A 17,797-nucleotide genomic window follows, 5' to 3' on the forward strand; every position below is an offset into this window, starting at 1 on the left:
GCGTCGGCTCAGGTCCCTGATGGGCGCCCTTCCTACGTTCATGGACATGACGGGAAACCACAAAGACACCTCGATCACCCGGCGCCGCGCCCTCGCGGTGACCGGTGGCACGGTCGCGGCCGGCGGTCTGGCCGTGGCCGGGTACCAGTCGGCCTTCGCCGACGACGCGACGGCCACCGCGCAGGCCACCGCGACCGCCTCGGAGAGTTCCTCCAGCAGCGAGTGCATGACCCTGATGTCGAGCGTCACCGAGGGGCCGTACTACCTCGACGGCGCCCTGGTGCGGAAGGACATCACCGAGGGCAAGAGCGGCGTCCCGCTGACCCTGCGCCTCACCGTGGTGGACGCCACCGACGGCTGCACCCCGGTGCCCGGCGCGGCCGTGGAGATCTGGCACTGCGACGCCTGGGGCTACTACTCCGGCTACACCACCGCCAACCCCGGCGGCTCCGCGCCGGCGGAGAGCGAGGACGGTTCGACCGCCGACGACAACACCTATCTGCGCGGCTACCAGATCGCCAACGCCAACGGGGTCGTCAAGTTCGAGACGATCTTCCCGGGCTGGTACACCCCGCGTACCTGCCACATCCATCTCAAGGTGCACACCGGCGGCGAGAAGGAGGACGGCACCTACGAGGGCGGCAAGGTCAACTACACCGGCCAGCTGTTCTTCGCCGACGACATCGCCGAGGAGATCTTCACGCTGGAGCCGTACGCGAAGCACTCCGGCACCTACACCGAGCTCGCCGACGACATGGTCTACGACGGCGGCGGCGCCTCCAGCGGCCTGCTCACCCTCAAAGCCGTGCACAAGAGCGACCCCTCCAAGGGCTACAAGGGCTCCCTCACCCTCGGCGTGGACCCCGACGCCGAGAACACCGGTGCGGGCAGCGGCGGTGGCGGCGAGGGCGGTACGCCTCCCAGCGACGCCCCCACGGGCACCCCACCGAGCGACAGCGCCTCCCCGTCGGCCACGGCGTCCTCGTAGCGCATGAACAGCCGTGAGGACGACGCGCTGGCCCAGGCCGCCGTGGACGCGCTGACCGGGCAGCTGGCGCTGGCCCCCAAGCCCGGTCTACCCGATCCGCGTGACCTGGGCGCCCGGACGACCCGGGTGGACCACCGTGCCCTGCGCTGGTCCGCCAAGGCGCTCGCGCCCGGCCTCGCGGCGATGGCCGCCGCGGCCCGCCGCACGGGCGAACCCACGCCCCGGCTCCGTACCGAACTTGGCGCGATCGGCCGCTGCACCGAGCACTCCGTAGGCCTGGCCGGCGGCGGCCACCGCGGCGCCCTGTGGGCGCTCGGCCTGCTGGTCGCCGCGGCCGCCCTCGAACCCCGCGCCGGGGCGAAGGACGTGGCCGCGGCCGCCAAGCGGATCGCCGCGCATCCCGACCGGCGGGCCCCGCGACGGCCCTCGCGCGGCTCGTCGATCTCGGCGAAGTACGGCGCCGCAGGGGCGCGTGGCGAGGCCCGGGCCGGATTCCCGCACGTACGGCGGGCGTTGGACGCCCTCGCCGCCGCCCGCTCGGCCGGCGCCGACGAGAGCGAGGCCCGCCTCGACGCCCTGCTCACCGTGATGTCCACCCTCCAGGACACCGAACTCCTGCACACCGCGGGCCCGGTCGGCCTGCGGCACGTCCAGGCGGGCGCCCGCGGAATCCTGGAAGCGGGCGGTACGGCGACGGAGGCGGGCCGCGAAGCCCTGCACGCCCTCGACGCCGACCTGCACGCGCGCGCGTGGAGCCCACGGGGGAGCGCGGGGCTGCTGGCGGGGGCGCTGTTCCTGGACTCGCTTCCGGCGAGGGTCAGTTCACCGCTACGGGCAGCCTGACGTCCGCCTGGGAGCCATGGGCCCGGCGGATCGCCGGGCCCATCGCGTACGACGCCACGAGCGTCGCTCCTCCCAGCACCAGCCACCCCGCCGTGCCCCACCCGAGCAGCAGCGAGGTCAGCACCAGCGGGCCCAGCGTGCGGGCCACGGTCACACCGGTCCCGAAGAAGCCCTGGTACTCGCCGACGCGGTCGGCCGGGGCCAGGTCGAAGGACAAGATTGCGCCGCAGCGATGGCGCGCCGCGGCCTCCGGCTGCTCGGCCGCGACGGGAGGCAGCGAGGCGACCTGGGGCCCGGACCCCTGCCGATATGCAGGTCCACACCAACCCCCTCAGGGGCGCGAGGCGGTGACCTGTGCGGCTCCGCCGCGCGGGCGCGACCGGCCACGAACTACCCGCAGCCGAAAATCAGCTCTCGGCCCCCTTGAGGGACGCCATCCAGGACTCCACCTCGTCGGACTGCCGGGGCAGGTCCGCCGACAGATTCCGGTTGCCGTCCTCCGTCACCAGAATGTCGTCCTCGATCCGCACACCGATCCCCCGGTACTCCTCAGGCACGGTCAGATCGTCGGCCTGGAAGTACAACCCGGGCTCGACGGTGAGCACCATCCCCGGCTCCAGCGTGCCGTCCACATACGACTCCACGCGCGCGGCAGCGCAGTCATGGACGTCCATGCCGAGCATGTGCCCCGTGCCGTGCAGCGTCCACCGGCGCTGCAACCCCAGCTCCAGCACCCGCTCGACCGGCCCCTCGACCAGCCCCCACGCCACGAGCCGCTCGGTCAGTACCCGCTGCGCGGCGTCATGGAAGTCCCGGTACTTCCCGCCCGGCTGCACGGCCTCGATACCGGCCTCCTGGGCGTCGTACACGGCGTCGTAGATCTTCTTCTGGATCTCGCTGAACCGGCCGTTGACCGGCAGCGTGCGCGTGACGTCGGCGGTGTAGTACGTGTGCGTCTCGACGCCCGCGTCGAGCAGCAGCAGGTCACCGGAGCGCACCGGCCCGTCGTTGCGCACCCAGTGCAGCGTGCAGGCGTGCGGACCGGCCGCGGCGATCGTGCCGTAGCCGACGTCGTTGCCCTCCACGCGCGCGCGGAGGAAGAACGTGCCCTCAATGTACCGCTCGGAGGTGGCCTCGGCCTTGTCGAGGACCCTGACCACGTCCTCGAAGCCGCGGACCGTCGAGTCGACCGCCTTCTGCAGCTCGCCGATCTCGAACTCGTCCTTGACCAGCCGCGCCTCGGAGAGGAAGACCCGCAGCTCGGCGTCGCGCTCGGCGGTGACCTTGTCGGTCAGCGCGGCCTCGATGCCGGCGTCGTATCCGCGCACGACCCGCACCGGGCCGGTGGCCTCGCGCAGCCGGTCGGCCAGCTCGCGCACGTCGGAGGCGGGGATGCCGTACAGCTTCTCGGCCTCGGTGAGGGAGTGCCGGCGGCCGACCCACAGCTCGCCCTGGCCGGAGAGCCAGAACTCGCCGTTCTCGCGGTCGGAGCGCGGCAGGAGGTAGATCGTCGCCTTGTGGCCGTCGGCGGTGGGCTCCAGGACGAGCACGCCGTCCTCTGTCTGGTTGCCGGTGAGGTACGCGTACTCGACCGACGCCCGGAAGGCGTACTCGGTGTCGTTCGAGCGGGTCTTCAGGTTGCCCGCGGGGATCACCAGGCGTTCGCCCGGGAAGCGCGCGGAGAGCGCGGCCCGGCGGGCGGCGGTCTCGGCGGCCTGCGCGATCGGCTCCAGGTCGCGCAGCTCCGTGTCGGCCCAGCCGGACTTCATGTTCTCGGCAAGCTCGTCGGACACGCCCGGGTACAGGCCGTTCTTCCGCTGCTTGATGGGCTCCTCAGACTCAGCTTCCGGGCCCGCTGCGTCAGCAGCAGAATCGGACACTGCCGGGGTGAGCTCGTCGGCCACGGTCATCCTCCTAGTTACGGCACTGGACCCCCTCCATCGTACGGTCGTACGGAAGGGGGCCCAGGGCCGAATGACCTGTTACAGGACTGCTCACGCCCGGCTACTCGAAGTGAGCGGCGAGCAGGACCACGTCCTCCTCGGAGTCCGCCTCGTCCAGCCCGTCCGGCAGCACGGTCCGCAGCACGTGGTCGGCGATCGCCTCCGGGTCGCGCCGCAGCGCTCTCGGCACGCCGGCCGCCGCCGCGTGCAGCCGGGCGAAGGCGCGGTCCGTGGCGTCGCCGGTGCGGTGCAGCAGCCCGTCGGTGTAGAGCAGAACCGTCTCTCCCGGCTGGGCCTGGAGCTCCACGCCGGGCGCCTCCCAGCAGGCGAGCATCCCGAGCGGTGCGGACAGGGAGGTCTCCACGAACTCGGTGCGCCGCTCGCCGACCAGCAGCGGCGGGCAGTGCCCGGCACCGGCCAGCGTGATCTTGCGCAGCGCGGGCTCGCAGTAGGCGAACAGGGCGGTGGCGGAGCGGGCGGGCTCGGTGAGCCTGAGCAGCAGCTCCAGGTCGGACAGGACGGCGACGGGGTCCTCGCCCTCCATCACGGCGTACGCCCGCAGGGAGGCTCTCAGCCGTCCCATGGCGGCGATCGCGCTGGGCCCGGAACCCGTCACCGAGCCCACGGCGAGGCCGAGCGCGGCGTCCGGCAGCGGCAGCGCGTCGTACCAGTCGCCGCCACCGCGCGGGCCGGTGCGGTGCCGGGCGGCGAGCCGTACGCCCGCGACGCGGGGGAGCCGGGACGGCAGCAGCTCCTCGGCGATCGTCGCCATGCACGCGCGCGTGCGCTCGATTTCGAGGAGCCGGGCCAGGTGCTCGCCGGCGTACCGGGCGTACAGGCCGACCAGGTGGCGCTGCCGCTCGGCGGGCTCGGCGGGCTCGTCGTAGAGCCACACGGCGGCGCCGAGACGGGCGGCGCGCTCGGTGGACGCCTCCGCCGTCAGGGGCAGCGCGTAGCTCGCGGCGTAGCCCAGACGGGCGGCGACCTCGCGGTGCCGGGGGTCGAGCCCGTCCTCGGCGAAGAGGTCGGGCTCAGTGATCTCGGCGTCGCCGCCGGGCAGTCCGTCGAGGATGCGGCCGTACGACATGGAGCTGCGCGGCACGGTCTCGATGTGGCCGAGGTCGGCGCGGGCGAGGCCCAGGCCGAGGGTGGTGTCGGGGCCGAGTCCGTCGCCGGGTTCCAGCACGACGAGTCCGCGGCGGGCGCCCACCAGGGCGGCTCCGGCGTGCAGCAGTTCCTGCAGGGCGTCGGCGAGCGCGTCCGTGCGGGCCAGGCGTTCGGTGAGTTCGTGGAGGGTCGTGAGATCCGAGACCCAGCCGGCGAGACGGTCCTGGAGCAACGCGCCCGGCGCGTTCGGCGAGAGAACCGCAGAGGTACCCGAGGCGGCAGGCGCGGGCGCGACAGTGTGTGCGGGCGAGGGAACCGTTGAATCGATTCCAGCCACTTTCGGAGGGTGAGGGGCGTTCATGGCGTCCGGCTTTCCGACCGGTGCGTATTGCTCAAAAGCATCGCAAACCCCCATGTCATTCTGCGCCGCTAGCAGTGTCTCCACATGTACACGCACTCGTGAGGGGATGTCCAGCATTGTCCTGCCGGGATTCCTGGTGTCCGTGGGTCGCAGGTGCAGCACTTGCCAAAAGGCAAAGTTGGCCTAAAACTGACTCGGGTAACGGCTTATTGCGGTCGACTGGCCTTGCTCCACAGAGCGTCACAACGGTCGTGATGGGTACGTACTCGGAGAAGACCAGGGGTGGTTGGCAATCACCCGGAACCTGGCGACGGACCCGGGCGTCTTAGCCACCGACGACCGTGCCCCATCCTCCCGTGGCGGAGGCGAAGAGAAATACGCGGGACGGCAAACGCCAGACTTCGCCACCCCCACGCCAGGCCCATGCTTGAGATGCACGGCAGTGTGGGCCAGGCCCGTGGACGCAGCTCAACGTTCGGCCCATAGGGGTTCCCCTTGTCTCTGACAGGGGTGTGATGCGCCAACAGGTACGCACAGTGAAGTGATCGACACATGGTGTGATGTGGTCCTCGGTGTTGCCAGCGGTGCAACGGAAAGGAACGAGCGCTCATGCGCGAGATCCTCGGAAAGCGACGCAGGCTCCTGTCCCAGCGCAGCGACGGAAGGCCTGAGTTGATCAGCGCGGCCCTGACCTTCGCGACGGAATGGCAGTGGCCCGTACTCCCGGGCGTGGCGGCGGACCCACAGGGGCGTGCCCGCTGCGGCTGCCCCGACCCCGAGTGCACGGTGCCCGGTGCCCACCCCTTCGACCCCGGACTCCTCGCGGCCACCACCGACGAGCGCATGGTGCGCTGGTGGTGGACCAACCGCCCCGCCGCGCCGATCGTCCTGGCCACCGGCGGCAACGCTCCCTGCGCGGTCAGCCTGCCGGCCCTCGCGGCCGCCCGGGCCCTGGCCGTGCTCGACCGCAAGGGCATGCGCCTCGGCCCGGTCGTCGCTACGCCCACCCGCTGGGCGCTGCTCGTGAAGCCGTACTCCATGGAGCAGTTGGGCGAACTGCTGTACGCCAAGGACTACGTCCCCGGCTCCCTCCGCTTCCACGGAGAGGGCGGCTATCTGGCCCTGCCGCCTTCCGAGACGGGCGACGGCGAGATCCGCTGGGAGCGCGCCCCGCTGCCCGGCTCGGCCTCTCCATGGGTGCCCGACGTGGAGGCCGTGGTGGACGCGGTGGTCGAGGCCCTCACTCGTACGGGTGTGAGCGCACCCGAGTTGTAGGGGTGTCGGCGCGGGCGGAACCGGACGCCCGCTCCCGCTCGTTATGTTCCGGTGCATGGTGCGACATTCTGGGGGCAGGCCCCCAGACCCCCGGAAGATCCGTCTGCTCGCCCTCGCGGGCGTCGTGGTCTGCGCGGCCGCGCTGCCGCTGGCCATGGCGTCCGCGGGACAGGTGGGCGACGAGGGGCGCCCGCCCGCACGTGCCTCGACCGCACGTGACGCGGTACGTCCTTCCGCGCCACCCGCCGACGCCAAGGCCCCCTCCGCCGAACCCGCCGGCTCCCCGCCACTGTTCGGCCTCGGTCTCGCCACCGCCGCCCGCTGCGGTCCCGAACTCACCTCCCCCGACGGCGTCGAGGCGCAGACGTGTGTGCTGACGCAGGGTGAGGAGACCTGGGCGCGCACCTACTACCGCAACGCGACCGGCGGCGCACTGGACTCCGTACTGAGCCTCATGGGTCCCGGCGGACGGACCGTGCAGATGCACTGCGCGGTGGGCGCCGAGGACGAGCCGGGAACCTGCGAGACACCCCGGGAACGCACCAGGGGGAACCTGGAGGGGTACACGGCGGTGGCGGAGTTCGCGGGGCGGGCCGCGGACGGGCCGCTGCTGCTGCGGGCCGGGAGCAACTCCGGGGCCACTACGGGCAGTTGACGCAGGACGCCGGTGCGTAAAGGGCACGCGGACATGAAAAGGCCCGGTTGCTGGCGACGGGGGATGCACCAGCAACCGGGCTACTGAAACGGTAACAAGAGATCGGCCGTTCGCAAATTCGATCTCGGCTCTTGCTCGGCTATTCGGACACCGACTGGCTTGCGGCGAAGGGGAGTTGTGAGCGGAACCTTCGGCTCCGCAAGACTCTGTGCGGCTGACCGACCGGTCAGCCGCACGGTCTGTGTCAACTCAGCGTGACCTGCCGGTTGGTCAGTCCGCCGCGCGCGCGGCGCTCGTCCGGGGTCAGCGGTGCGTCCGTGGCCAGCGCGCCGGAGAGGCGCTCGGCGAACTCGGCGGCCGGCTTCTCGATGTCCTCCGCCGAGACCCCGCTCGGCAGGTCCCAGACCGGCACCGTAAGCCCGTGAGCGCGGAAGGAGCCCACGAGACGGGTGCCCTCGCCGAGGTTCGACCTGCCCGCCGCGTGCAGCCGCGCCAGGGCGTCCAGAAGCTGCTCCTCCGGGTGCGGCATCACCCAGCGCAGGTGGTTCTTGTCCGGCGTCTCGCACCAGTACGCGGCGTCCACGCCGGTCAGCCGCACGGTCGGGATGGCCGCGGCGTTGGCCCGCTCCAGGGAGGCGGTCACCTCCGGCGTGGCGTTCTCCGCGTCCGGGACCCAGAACTCGAAGCCCGGGTGCACAACTGGCTCGAACGCGCCTTCGGCGTCGAGCAGTTCCTGCAGGCGCGGACCGTCCGCCGGAGCGCGGCGGGACTGGACCGGAGTGCCCGGGTCCGCGGCGAGCGCGCGCTGGAGGGTGTCGGCGAGGTCGCGGCTGATGTCGCCGGACGCCGTGTCGTTCTGCAGGCCCAGCAGGACCGAGCCGTCGTCGCGGCGCAGGGCCGGCCAGGCCATCGGCAGCACCGTGGCCAGCGTGACCGACGGGACGCCCTCGGGGAGGCCGCCCCTCAGGGTCAGCTCCACCGTGGCGGCCGGCACCAGCTCGCGGAGCGCCACCCAGTCGCACTCACCGGGCAGCTCGTCGAAGGGGCGCTGGACCAGCTCGGTCACGGCGTGCTGGGCGGCCCGGCCGTGACAGGCCTTGTAACGCCGGCCGCTGCCGCAGGGGCAGGGCTCACGGGCACCGACCACCGGGATCTCGGCATCGCTGAGCTGCGGCCGCTTGGCCTTCGTCTGAGGTCGCTTCTTGGCCATCGTGGGTGTCTCCCGGTTACGGCTCGTCTCGTACGGGCGCGAGCCTAGCCGTTTGCGCCATCGGCGACCGGAGCCTGTGGACAACGCGGCCTACGTGCCGACCTGTGGACAACGCGCGGATCCTCCGGGAACCGGTCGGTTCGGTCCAGGTCGTCAACCGCAACGGATCGGTTTTCAGTCCAGGTCGTCGAAGGCGTCCGCGAAGTTCAGCTCGGCCATCTCGGGTATCGCCGAGACCGACGGTGCCATGGGGGGTCCCGCGGTCCCTCGCGCTCGAGGGAAGTCGAGAGTGGAGGAGCGTGCGGCGAAGTCGTCGCGTCGGTGACCGGCGTCGGGATCGTGGACGTCGTCGTGGACGACGACCCACACCGTGACCTCGCCGCGGGTCTCGTCCCGTACGCCCCAGTCGTCGGCCAGCGCGGTGATGATGTTCAGCCCGCGGCCGCCGTGCGCGGTGACCGAGGGCGTGGCCGGAGCCGGGCGGGTGGGTCCGCCGCCGTCCGTCACCTCGACCGTGAGCCTGCCGCCCGTGTCCACTCGCCATGCGGCCCGGACGTCGCCGTCCCCGGCCAGGGCGTCGCCCAGCGGCCTGCCGTGCTTGCACGCATTGCTCAAGAGTTCGGAAAGAATGAGTACGGCGTCGTCGATGACCGCTTCCGACACTCCGCCCCTGCGCAACTGTGTGCGCATACGGTGTCTTGCCTTGCCCACGCCCGCAGGGCCATGGGGTACGGCCATGCTCGACGACGTGGGCACCTCCTGTGCCACCACCAACGCCACCCCCGAGACCTCCTTTGCCCCACGCCACGGTGTGGATGCCCCATTGGCCTGTACCGGAAACCGGCCAATCCATGTCCGGTGACGCATTCGCAACGATCGAACACGTACCGAACGCGCCGGAGCACTCCCTGTAGTCGCCTGGCTGGATTTCGACGGTGTGGCCGAGACTGGAGGATGGGGCCGGTGGGGCTGCCGGGTCAAGAGTCGTGACGCACGCGCGCGTGCGTCAGCGGCCCAGCCGGCCCAGTACCGCGCGCGGGCGGTTGGTGATGATGGCGTCGACGCCCAGGTCGACGCAGAGATCGACGTCCTCCGGCTCGTTCACCGTCCACACGTGCACCTGGTTCCCGGCTCGTTTCAGACGTTCGATGTACGCCGGGTGATTGCGCACGATCCGGATCGAGGGACCCGCGATCCCGACGCCCGCCGGCAGCCGTCCGTCGCGCAGCCGCGGCGACACGAACTGCATCAGGTAGACCGTCGGCAACGTCGGCGAGGCGGCCCGCACCCGGTGCAGCGAGCGCGCCGAGAAACTCATGACCCGCACCGACGACTCGGCCGCGGACGCCGGGGCGTCCAGCCCGAACCGCTTCAGCAGCACCAGCAGCCGCTCCTCGACCTGCCCCGCCCACCTAGTGGGGTGCTTGGTCTCGATCGCCAGCTCCACCCGGCGCCCCGCGTCGGCGACGAGTTCGAGCAGCCGCTCCAGGGTGAGGACGGAGGTGTCCTCGCGGTCCTCGGGGCGGAACTCCCAGTCGGGCTCCTCGTCACGCGTACGCCAGAACTCCCGGGTCTTGCGGGAGCCGAAGTCCAGGGCGGCGAGATCGGCGAGCTCCAGTGCGGAGACCGCTCCGCGGCCGTTGGACGTACGGTTGACGCGACGGTCGTGGACACAGACGAGATGACCGTCCGCGGTCAGCCGTACATCGCATTCGAGGGCGTCGGCACCGTCCTCGATCGCCTTCCGGTACGCGGCCAGGGTGTGCTCGGGGGCCTCTTCCGAGGCTCCGCGGTGGGCGACGACCTGAATCCGGTGCTGTCGTACGTGGGTCACCGCGTCATGGTGCCACCGCTCGGGGGTACGCATGCGAACAGAGTCCCTGGGATTGCGCGTCATTTGTCCCACATAACCTATATAAAGAATGGTCGTGGACCCACAGGCACCGCTTATGGTGCTCTGACGGCCTGTGGGAAAAACTGACGGCATACAAACACACATGCACAGCTGCATCGCGCCGGACCGTCGACCAACGCGAAGCATGAAGCGCGTGACCGAGTGCGACCGACAAACTACAGCCGTGGATCGAGGAGAGAAGCTGTGAGCACCGAGAACGAGGGCACCGCGGTACCCCCGGCCCCGTCCGCACCCCCCGTGCCGGTGGATGCTCCCGCTGCTTCGGCGCCCCAGGAGCCCCCCGCTCCCGGCGCAGGCGCCCCGACGACTCCGCTCCCGCCGACGCCGCCGAGCGCCTCCGGCGCCCAGGAGCAGCAGCTGGTGCACGCGGGCCAGACCCCCGCCTACGCCGCGGCGGACTCCGGCGGCGCCCCGCAGGGGGGTACCCCGCAAGCAGGCACCCCGCATGGAGGCACCTCGCCGCAGGGAGCCTGGCCGCCCCCACCGCCCCCGGCCACCCCGTCGTACGCGGACGGCGGCTCCGGCACGCCTGGTTACGGCGACGGCGGCTCCGGCACCCCCGGCTACGGCGACGGCGGCTCCGGCGGCTCGGGATCCGTCTGGGGCGCCGCCTACCAGCAGCCCGCCCCGAAGCCCCGAAACGGCCGCGGCGGCCTCGTCGCCGCGATCCTGGTGGCCGCGCTGTTCGCGGGCGGCCTGGGCGGCGGCCTCGGCTACACGCTGGCCAAGAACGACGACAGCAGCTCCTCCACCACCGTCTCCGCCTCCGACAGCGGCGGCTCCGTCAAGCGCGACGCCGGCACGGTCGCCGGCGTCGCCGCCAAGGCGCTGCCCAGCACCGTCACCATCGAGGCCGAGTCCACCAGCGGCGAGGGCGGCACCGGCACCGGGTTCGTCTTCGACACCGAGGGCCACATCGTCACCAACAACCACGTGGTCGCCGACGCGGTCGACGGCGGCAAGGTCACGGCGACCTTCCCGAACGGCAAGAAGTACGACGCCGAGGTCGTCGGCCACGCACAGGGCTACGACGTGGCGGTCATCAAGCTCAAGAACGCCCCGTCGGACCTCAAGCCGCTCACACTCGGCGACTCCGACAAGGTGGCCGTCGGCGACTCGACGATCGCGATCGGCGCCCCCTTCGGCCTCTCCAACACGGTCACGACAGGCATCATCAGCGCGAAGAACCGCCCCGTAGCGTCCAGCGACGGCACCGGCAGCAACGCGTCCTACATGAGCGCCCTGCAGACCGACGCCTCCATCAACCCCGGCAACTCCGGCGGCCCGCTCCTGGACGCCCAGGGCAACGTCATCGGCATCAACTCCGCCATCCAGTCCAGCAGCAACGGCGGCCTCGGCGGCACCAGTCAGTCCGGCTCGATCGGCCTCGGCTTCGCCATCCCGATCAACCAGGCCAAGTACGTCGCCCAGCAGCTGATCCAGACCGGCAAGCCCGTCTACGCCAAGATCGGCGCGTCCGTCTCCCTGGACGACTCCACGGACGGCGCCCAGATCACCGAACAGGGCGCCAGCGGCTCCGACCCGGTCGAGGCGGGCGGCCCCGCCGCCAAGGCCGGCCTCAAGCCCGGCGACGTCATCACCAAGCTCGACGACCGCGTGATCGACTCCGGTCCCACCCTCATCGGCGAGATCTGGACCCACAAGCCCGGCGACAAGGTCACCATCACCTACGAACGCGACGGCAAGACCCGCACGGTCGAACTCACCCTGGGCTCCCGCACAGGCGACAGCTGACCCCACACCGCCCTGCGCCAACCGTTACTCTTGTCCCGCGCTGCCGGTACCGACAGCGCGGGGTGGGTTGCCCGAGCGGCCTAAGGGAACGGTCTTGAAAACCGTCGTGGCAGCGATGTCACCGTGGGTTCAAATCCCACACCCACCGCGCTCGTCGAAGGGGTGCTCCGATCCGGGGCACCCCTTCTGCGTGGCTCGGCGCCTACGACGCCGCCCGCAACAACCGAACCTGCCCGATCTCCGCCACATTCTTCATCAGCTCGGCGTTCGCCCAGGCGAGCATGTCGGCGACCGTGTGCTCGGGGTCGTTCTGCCAGGGGAAGGGGGCTGTGGTGGACAGGTCGGTGTCGGTGAGGCGGGCCAGGGCGGTCAGCCAGGCTGTGCGGAGGTCGCGGAGCCAGGCGACCGTGGGCTTTCCGGGGCCGGGCCAGGTGACGTCGGTTCGGGCCCGGGCAGGACGGTGCTCCACGTGGTCGAGGGCGGTGCCCCACCACCAGCCGATGTGCCAGCTCAGCCAGCCGATGGTCGGTACGGGGACCGGGTCGGGCTCGGTGTCCGCCCAGTCCGGGACCCAGGTGCCGTCGGCGGTGCGGCGTACCGTCCAGCAGTGGGGCGCCGGTTCCCACAGGAAGTCCTCGGGTTCGAGCCGGTCGAGATGGTATTCGAACAGCGTCCAGGTGAGGTCGAACTGGCGGCGGAGCAGGTCGGATTGGGAAACAGTCACCGGGCGACACTGGCACACCGGTACTGACCTAGAAACTGGATTTCCGGGGGGCTACAACTCGTAGTCCCGTGCCAGTTCCTCCCACGCTATGTCCCGCAGCGCGGTCTCCGCGTCGCAGCCCGACGGCACCTGTGTCGTGGGCTGGAACCAGACGACCGTAAGGGCGGAGCGGAACAGGATCGGGTCGTGGTCCGGGTGCAGGGCCATGGAGCGGAAGGAGCCGACGCAGGCCACGGACGGCAGGATCTCTACCGGGCCGAGGCCTCCGGCGTACTGGTCGGGATACTCGCGCGGGGGCGGGACGAGGTGCACGGGTGTGGTGGGGAGCGTGCGCTCGGCGGCTCGTAGCAGGCCCTTGATCTTTGCCTCGTTGACCGGCTTGCAGGGGTAGCCCTCCAGCATCCCGCCGTACGTGGAGGACAGCCGCAGCTCGGAGAGGTCGAGCGAGCGGCCGGAGGTGAGGACCACGCGGGCCAGGGACATGGTGGGCACTCTGGGGCGGTGGTGCATGGTGCTCCCGTGAATTTCGGTTTCCCCTGCAGGCCCGTACGCCCGCCGTGGAGCTCCCTGTCCGCTACGGCCGGTGCCCCGTCATCCGCGCCGCCGACGCGATGGTCGCGCGGGCCTCGCGTTCGGTGAGCCCGGTGTTGAGGGCCGCTTCGACCAGGGGGTCGACGAGGGCGGGGCCGATGCCGTCCTCGTAGGCGCGGCAGGCCGCCCAGAACAGGCGGGTGTTGCGCTGGCCCTCGTGGGCGGCGAGCACGAACTGGACGAGGCCCTGGCCGTGTCCGCCGGTGGAGGAGGGCGTGGGGTGGTGGCTGCGGGGCGGGGGGAGCAGGAGGCGGAGCAGTGCGGGCGGGCAGGCCGCGGGGGCGAGGTGGGCGGTGCCGGGGGCGGTGGCGTAGGCGCCGTGGTCGGTGCGGGAGCCGGGGCCGACGAGGTAGCCGCCGGCCCCCCGGATGTCGATGCCGGGGGCCAGCCTTCCCGCCGAGTTGGGGACGACGACGTCCGGCGGTCCGCTCAGCCAGAGGTGCCGGCCGCCGCTGGGGGTCAGGACGACGACGGTGTCGGGGATCGTGAACAGGTGGCGCAGGGCCAGTTCGCGCAGGGCGGCCGAGGAGTCCGTGCCGGACTTGGTGTCGAGGTCGATGCCGATGAGGTGGTGGGGCGGGAGGCCGCAGGCGATGCCGTAGCCGGTCGCCCAGGGCGCGGCGGCGAACAGTTCGCGGATGCGGTCCGGGTCGGTGGCGGCGTCGTAGACCCCGTGGCCGAGGCGGCCGCATTCGCCGTGGCAGGGCGGGGCGGAGGGGCCGTCGCGGTGGGGGGAGCGCAGGGCCGGGAGCTTCGTCCGGGACAGGGGGATGACGGCCAGTCCGCGTTCGGCGGCTGACAGGGCGTGTGCGAGGGCCAGCGTCGTGGCCTGCCGGTCGGTGGTGGCCATGCCTCTATGTTCGTACGCGTGTTCGAAAAAGGGAAGAGGGGGGTGGGGCGACGCGCCGGGCTGAACGGATTGGCTGGAAGTGCGCCGGAACGCTTCCCCCCTTGCGGGGCTTGGGTGGACGTGTCCGGAACCGTCCTGAGGTGGTGCGTGAAGTCACGAAAGGGGTTTATCGACATGTCATCACGCTTGAGGGCGAATAACGGCTTCAGGGGTAGTTCGCCGGGGTTTCTGTGGGCAACTCTGATCTCGCGACGTCGTGCACAGCACCGGGGCGGTCGGCCAACTGCCCAGGTAGAAGCCGTATTTCACGTACGACCGGCACCGCAGCCGGCACGTACATGTTCTGGAGGAACAACATGGCAAGCATCCGTACCGCCCGCGTCATCGCCGCTGTCTCCGCCCTCCCGCTCGCCGCCGCACTCTTCACCGGCGTCGCGACGGCGGACAACGGCGCCTTCGCGGACAACGGATCGAACGCTGGTGTGGCGACCGTCGGTGGCAGCGGCGTCGGGAACGACAACTTCGGCAACTCGTCCACCACGCAGCAGCAGGCGACCGGCTCCGGTGCCTCGAACCAGAGCAACACCGCCCAGGTCAACGGCTCCGCGTTCACGGCCATCAATCAGGGCAACGACAACACGTCCGTCAACTTCACCCCGCTGTGGTGGTGATCTGAGGGGGCCGGTGCTCGCGGCTCGGCTGGGTCGACTCCCGTGCGTGAGGGCCTGCGGGGGGCGCTTTAGGGGCCTGTGGGGGGGTCTGCGGGGGGGTGGAAATGCGTCTGTGCGGCGGTGCTACGGCATCGCCGCGCAGGCGTTTTCGCATGCGGGCCCCCGGCCTTGACACCTTCCCTCATCTGACGGACAGTCAGAAATCTTCGGGAAATCGGTGGGAACCGGACCGGCGGCTGCGGTGTACCAAAAGTGTCAATGCGATGCGGCACGGGATGACGAGGGGGCGATGGTGAACAACGAGCAGGAGGTGAGCGATGACCTGGGCAACGCGGGCAACGGGGGCAACTTGGGCGACACCAGCAACCCGGGCGACCTGGAGAAGCGGCTGAAGGCCTTCGAGGGACGGCCCTCCGTGGTCGCCGGCGTCGGCAAGGACCCCGTCAACGCGCCCATGATCCGCCACTGGTGCGAGGCGATGGGCGACACCAACCCGGCGTATGCGGGCCCGGACGCCATCGCCCCGCCCACCATGCTCCAGGCGTGGACCATGGGAGGCCTCTCCGGCCACAGAGCCGACATCGGACGGACCGAGGCGTACGACGACCTCCTCGCCCTTCTCGACGAGGCGGGCTGCACCTCGGTGGTCGCCACCGACTGCGAGCAGGAGTACGTCAGAGCGCTGCGGCCGGGCGACGAGGTCACCTTCGACGCGGTGATCGAGTCGGTGTCGGAGCGCAAGACGACCAAGCTCGGCACGGGGTACTTCGTGACGACCCGTATGGACGTCCGGGTGGGCGAGGACCTCGCCGGCACCCACCGCTTCCGCATCCTCAAGTACGCCCCCGCGGGCCGACACGAGAAACCCCCGCGCCCTCGTCCGGTCGTCAACCGCGACAACGTCGGCTTCTGGGAAGGAGTCCGGCAGCACCGGCTGCTGATCCAGCGCTGCACCGGCTGCGGCACCCTGCGCCACCCCTGGCTGCCCGGCTGCACCACCTGCGGCTGTCCGGACTGGGACACGGTCGAGGCGAGCGGCGAGGGGACGGTCTATTCGTACGTCGTCCTGCACCACCCGCCCTTCCCCGCCTTCGACCCTCCCTACGCGGTCGCCCTGATCGAGCTGGCGGAAGGCGTCCGGATGATCAGCAACGTGGTGGGGGTGCCGTACGACAAGGTGCGGATCGGCCAGTCCGTCCTGCTCGAATTCCAGGCGTACGACGATGACTTGGTGCTGCCGGTCTTCCGCGCCCGAGGGGAGGCCGCATGAAACCCGGTGACGAACTCCCGCCCCTGGAGATCCCGATCACCCGCACCCTCGTCGTCGCCGGAGCCATCGCCTCGCGCGACTACCAGGACGTCCACCACGACGCCGAACTGGCCCGGCAGAAGGGCTCCCCCGACATCTTCATGAACATCCTGACGACGAACGGCCTGGTAGGGAGGTACATCACGGACCACTTCGGACCGCGGGCCGTACTCCGCAAGGTGGCCATCAGACTCGGCGCACCCAACTACCCGGGGGACACGATGGTGTTGACGGGCACGATCGAGGACCTGGCCGAGGACGTGCCCGACGACACCGTGACCGTCCGTGTGATCGGCACCAACTCCGTCGGCAGACATGTGACCGGCACGGTGACGGTCGCCCTCCCGGCACCCGCCGCCCGCCGGACAGGTGCCCGCCAGGCACCGGTCACCCTCCCGGCCGGGGAGGCGGGATGAGCGTACGCACCCGCGACACCCTCGGCGGACGGGCGGCGATCGTCGGCATCGGGGCGACGGAGTTCTCCAAGGACTCGGGGCGCAGCGAGCTGCGGCTGGCGGCGGAGGCGGTGCGGGCGGCACTGGACGACGCCGGGCTGCGGCCGGCCGACGTGGACGGGATGGTCACGTTCACGATGGACACCAGCCCGGAGATCACCGTGGCCCAGGCCTGCGGGATGGGCGAGCTGTCCTTCTTCTCCCGTGTCCACTACGGCGGCGGCGCGGCCTGCGCGACCGTCCAGCAGGCGGCGCTCGCCGTCGCCGCCGGCGTCGCCGAGGTGGTGGTCTGCTACCGCGCCTTCAACGAGCGGTCGGGGCGGAGATTCGGCTCGGGGGTGCAGCACCGGGAGCCGTCGGCCGAGGGGGTGGCGCTGGGCTGGTCCCTTCCCTTCGGGCTGCTCACCCCGGCATCGTGGGTGGCGATGGCGGCCCAGCGGTATCTGCACACGTACGGCCTGACCCCGGAGGCCTTCGGGCAGGTGGCCGTCGTGGACCGCGGGTACGCGGCGACCAACCCGGCGGCGTACTTCCACGGCCGGCCCATCACCCTCGCCGACCACGCGGCCTCCCGCTGGGTCGTCGAACCGCTGCGGCTGCTGGACTGCTGCCAGGAGACCGACGGCGGTCAGGCCCTGGTCGTCACCTCGGTGGAGCGGGCCCGCGACCTGCCCCACCGGCCCGCCGTCGTCGCGGCGGCCGCCCAGGGCGCGGGGCGGGCGCAGGAGCAGATGACCAGCTTCTACCGCGACGACCTGACCGGCCTGCCGGAGATGGGCGTGGTGGCCCGCCAGCTCTGGCGGACCTCCGGGTGCACACCGGCCGACATCGACGTGGGAATCCTGTACGACCACTTCACACCGTTCGTGCTGATGCAGCTGGAGGAGTTCGGGTTCTGCGGAAAGGGGGAGGCGGCGGACTTCGTGCGGCGGGCCGAGCTGCCGATCAACACGCACGGCGGGCAGCTCGGGGAGGCGTATCTGCACGGTATGAACGGCATGGCGGAGGGAGTACGGCAGTTGCGGGGCACGTCGGCGAACCAGATACCGGGCGCGGAGCGGATCCTGGTGACCGCGGGGACGGGAGTGCCGACGTCGGGTCTGGTGCTTGCCACCGACGGATGAAGCGCGGGGGAAAGCGTGCAC

Annotated in this window: 18 protein-coding genes and 1 tRNA gene; 10 read left to right on the top strand and 9 right to left on the bottom strand. The window is 71.4% G+C overall.

What is annotated here, in order from left to right; translation table 11 throughout:
- The first annotated feature begins 46 nt into the window (after window positions 1–46).
- Both OG252_RS26150 and OG252_RS26155 read left to right on the top strand, forming a co-directional pair.
- Complete coding sequence (locus tag OG252_RS26150; protein WP_329339093.1) at window positions 47–988, top strand: intradiol ring-cleavage dioxygenase; 942 nt, start codon at window positions 47–49, stop codon at window positions 986–988.
- A gap of 3 nt (window positions 989–991) precedes the next feature.
- Window positions 992–1,831, top strand: a complete 840-nt coding sequence (locus tag OG252_RS26155) for a triphosphoribosyl-dephospho-CoA synthase (protein ID WP_329339095.1) — start codon at window positions 992–994, stop codon at window positions 1,829–1,831.
- On the opposite strand, the gene OG252_RS26160 is transcribed toward OG252_RS26155, so the two are convergent.
- From OG252_RS26160 to OG252_RS26170, 3 genes are all read right to left on the bottom strand, one after another.
- The gene (locus OG252_RS26160) at window positions 1,806–2,048 is read right to left on the bottom strand and encodes a hypothetical protein (RefSeq protein ID WP_411149556.1); all 243 of its coding nucleotides are present in this window, start codon (window positions 2,046–2,048) and stop codon (window positions 1,806–1,808) included. The genes OG252_RS26155 and OG252_RS26160 overlap by 26 nt on opposite strands.
- A 190-nt stretch (window positions 2,049–2,238) precedes the next feature.
- A complete protein-coding gene (locus tag OG252_RS26165; RefSeq protein WP_329339096.1) occupies window positions 2,239–3,741 on the bottom strand; it encodes an aminopeptidase P family protein in 1,503 nt (500 codons plus the stop codon).
- Window positions 3,742–3,835: 94 nt separating this feature from the next.
- On the bottom strand, window positions 3,836–5,359 hold the full coding sequence (locus OG252_RS26170; RefSeq protein WP_266436790.1) for a PP2C family protein-serine/threonine phosphatase: 1,524 nt from the start codon (window positions 5,357–5,359) through the stop codon (window positions 3,836–3,838).
- A gap of 492 nt (window positions 5,360–5,851) precedes the next feature.
- Here OG252_RS26170 and OG252_RS26175 point away from each other — a divergent pair, with 492 nt between their 5' ends.
- On the top strand, window positions 5,852–6,517 hold the full coding sequence (locus tag OG252_RS26175) for a bifunctional DNA primase/polymerase (RefSeq protein ID WP_266436793.1): 666 nt from the start codon (window positions 5,852–5,854) through the stop codon (window positions 6,515–6,517).
- Between the two features lie 55 nt (window positions 6,518–6,572).
- On the top strand, window positions 6,573–7,172 hold the full coding sequence (locus tag OG252_RS26180) for a hypothetical protein (protein ID WP_329339099.1): 600 nt from the start codon (window positions 6,573–6,575) through the stop codon (window positions 7,170–7,172).
- 244 nt (window positions 7,173–7,416) lie between these two features.
- Here OG252_RS26180 and OG252_RS26185 read toward each other — a convergent pair whose 3' ends face one another.
- The 3 genes from OG252_RS26185 to OG252_RS26195 all read right to left on the bottom strand — a co-directional run bounded on the left by OG252_RS26185 (window position 7,417) and on the right by OG252_RS26195 (window position 10,216).
- Window positions 7,417–8,382, bottom strand: coding sequence for a DUF5926 family protein (locus OG252_RS26185; RefSeq protein WP_329339101.1), 966 nt, complete (start codon window positions 8,380–8,382; stop codon window positions 7,417–7,419).
- 174 nt (window positions 8,383–8,556) lie between these two features.
- Window positions 8,557–9,249 (bottom strand): ATP-binding protein, encoded by a 693-nt coding sequence (locus OG252_RS26190; RefSeq protein ID WP_266436800.1) that lies wholly within the window; start codon window positions 9,247–9,249, stop codon window positions 8,557–8,559.
- Window positions 9,250–9,388: 139 nt separating this feature from the next.
- Window positions 9,389–10,216 carry a glycerophosphodiester phosphodiesterase gene (locus OG252_RS26195; RefSeq protein ID WP_266448314.1) on the bottom strand — a complete coding sequence of 276 codons (828 nt, stop codon included), beginning with the start codon at window positions 10,214–10,216 and terminating at the stop codon, window positions 9,389–9,391.
- A gap of 264 nt (window positions 10,217–10,480) precedes the next feature.
- Between OG252_RS26195 and OG252_RS26200 the strand changes: the two genes are divergently transcribed.
- Both OG252_RS26200 and OG252_RS26205 read left to right on the top strand, forming a co-directional pair.
- Window positions 10,481–12,052: a S1C family serine protease gene (locus OG252_RS26200; RefSeq protein ID WP_329339103.1), complete on the top strand. Its 1,572-nt coding sequence runs from the start codon at window positions 10,481–10,483 to the stop codon at window positions 12,050–12,052.
- Between the two features lie 61 nt (window positions 12,053–12,113).
- Window positions 12,114–12,200, top strand: a tRNA-Ser gene (locus OG252_RS26205).
- Between the two features lie 54 nt (window positions 12,201–12,254).
- On the opposite strand, the gene OG252_RS26210 is transcribed toward OG252_RS26205, so the two are convergent.
- From OG252_RS26210 to OG252_RS26220, 3 genes are all read right to left on the bottom strand, one after another.
- Window positions 12,255–12,776: a DinB family protein gene (locus OG252_RS26210; protein ID WP_329339105.1), complete on the bottom strand. Its 522-nt coding sequence runs from the start codon at window positions 12,774–12,776 to the stop codon at window positions 12,255–12,257.
- Window positions 12,777–12,827: 51 nt separating this feature from the next.
- Window positions 12,828–13,259 carry a hypothetical protein gene (locus OG252_RS26215; protein ID WP_329339107.1) on the bottom strand — a complete coding sequence of 144 codons (432 nt, stop codon included), beginning with the start codon at window positions 13,257–13,259 and terminating at the stop codon, window positions 12,828–12,830.
- Window positions 13,260–13,350: 91 nt separating this feature from the next.
- Entirely contained in the window at window positions 13,351–14,217 is an 867-nt protein-coding gene (locus tag OG252_RS26220) for a bifunctional DNA primase/polymerase (RefSeq protein ID WP_329339109.1), read from the bottom strand.
- A gap of 356 nt (window positions 14,218–14,573) precedes the next feature.
- On the opposite strand from OG252_RS26220, the gene OG252_RS26225 reads away from it, so the two are divergent.
- The 4 genes from OG252_RS26225 (at window position 14,574) to OG252_RS26240 (ending at window position 17,776) form a co-directional block, all read left to right on the top strand.
- On the top strand, window positions 14,574–14,888 hold the full coding sequence (locus OG252_RS26225; RefSeq protein ID WP_329339111.1) for a hypothetical protein: 315 nt from the start codon (window positions 14,574–14,576) through the stop codon (window positions 14,886–14,888).
- Between the two features lie 289 nt (window positions 14,889–15,177).
- On the top strand, window positions 15,178–16,158 hold the full coding sequence (locus OG252_RS26230) for a bifunctional MaoC family dehydratase N-terminal/OB-fold nucleic acid binding domain-containing protein (RefSeq protein ID WP_329339113.1): 981 nt from the start codon (window positions 15,178–15,180) through the stop codon (window positions 16,156–16,158).
- Entirely contained in the window at window positions 16,155–16,613 is a 459-nt protein-coding gene (locus tag OG252_RS26235) for a MaoC family dehydratase (protein ID WP_266436821.1), read from the top strand. The genes OG252_RS26230 and OG252_RS26235 overlap by 4 nt, the downstream gene beginning before the upstream one ends.
- A complete protein-coding gene (locus OG252_RS26240) occupies window positions 16,610–17,776 on the top strand; it encodes a lipid-transfer protein (protein WP_329339115.1) in 1,167 nt (388 codons plus the stop codon). The genes OG252_RS26235 and OG252_RS26240 overlap by 4 nt, the downstream gene beginning before the upstream one ends.
- The last annotated feature ends 21 nt before the right edge of the window (window positions 17,777–17,797 follow it).

The sequence above is a fragment of the Streptomyces sp. NBC_01352 genome (assembly GCF_036237295.1).
GTDB classification, from domain to species: Bacteria; Actinomycetota; Actinomycetes; order Streptomycetales; family Streptomycetaceae; genus Streptomyces; species Streptomyces plumbiresistens.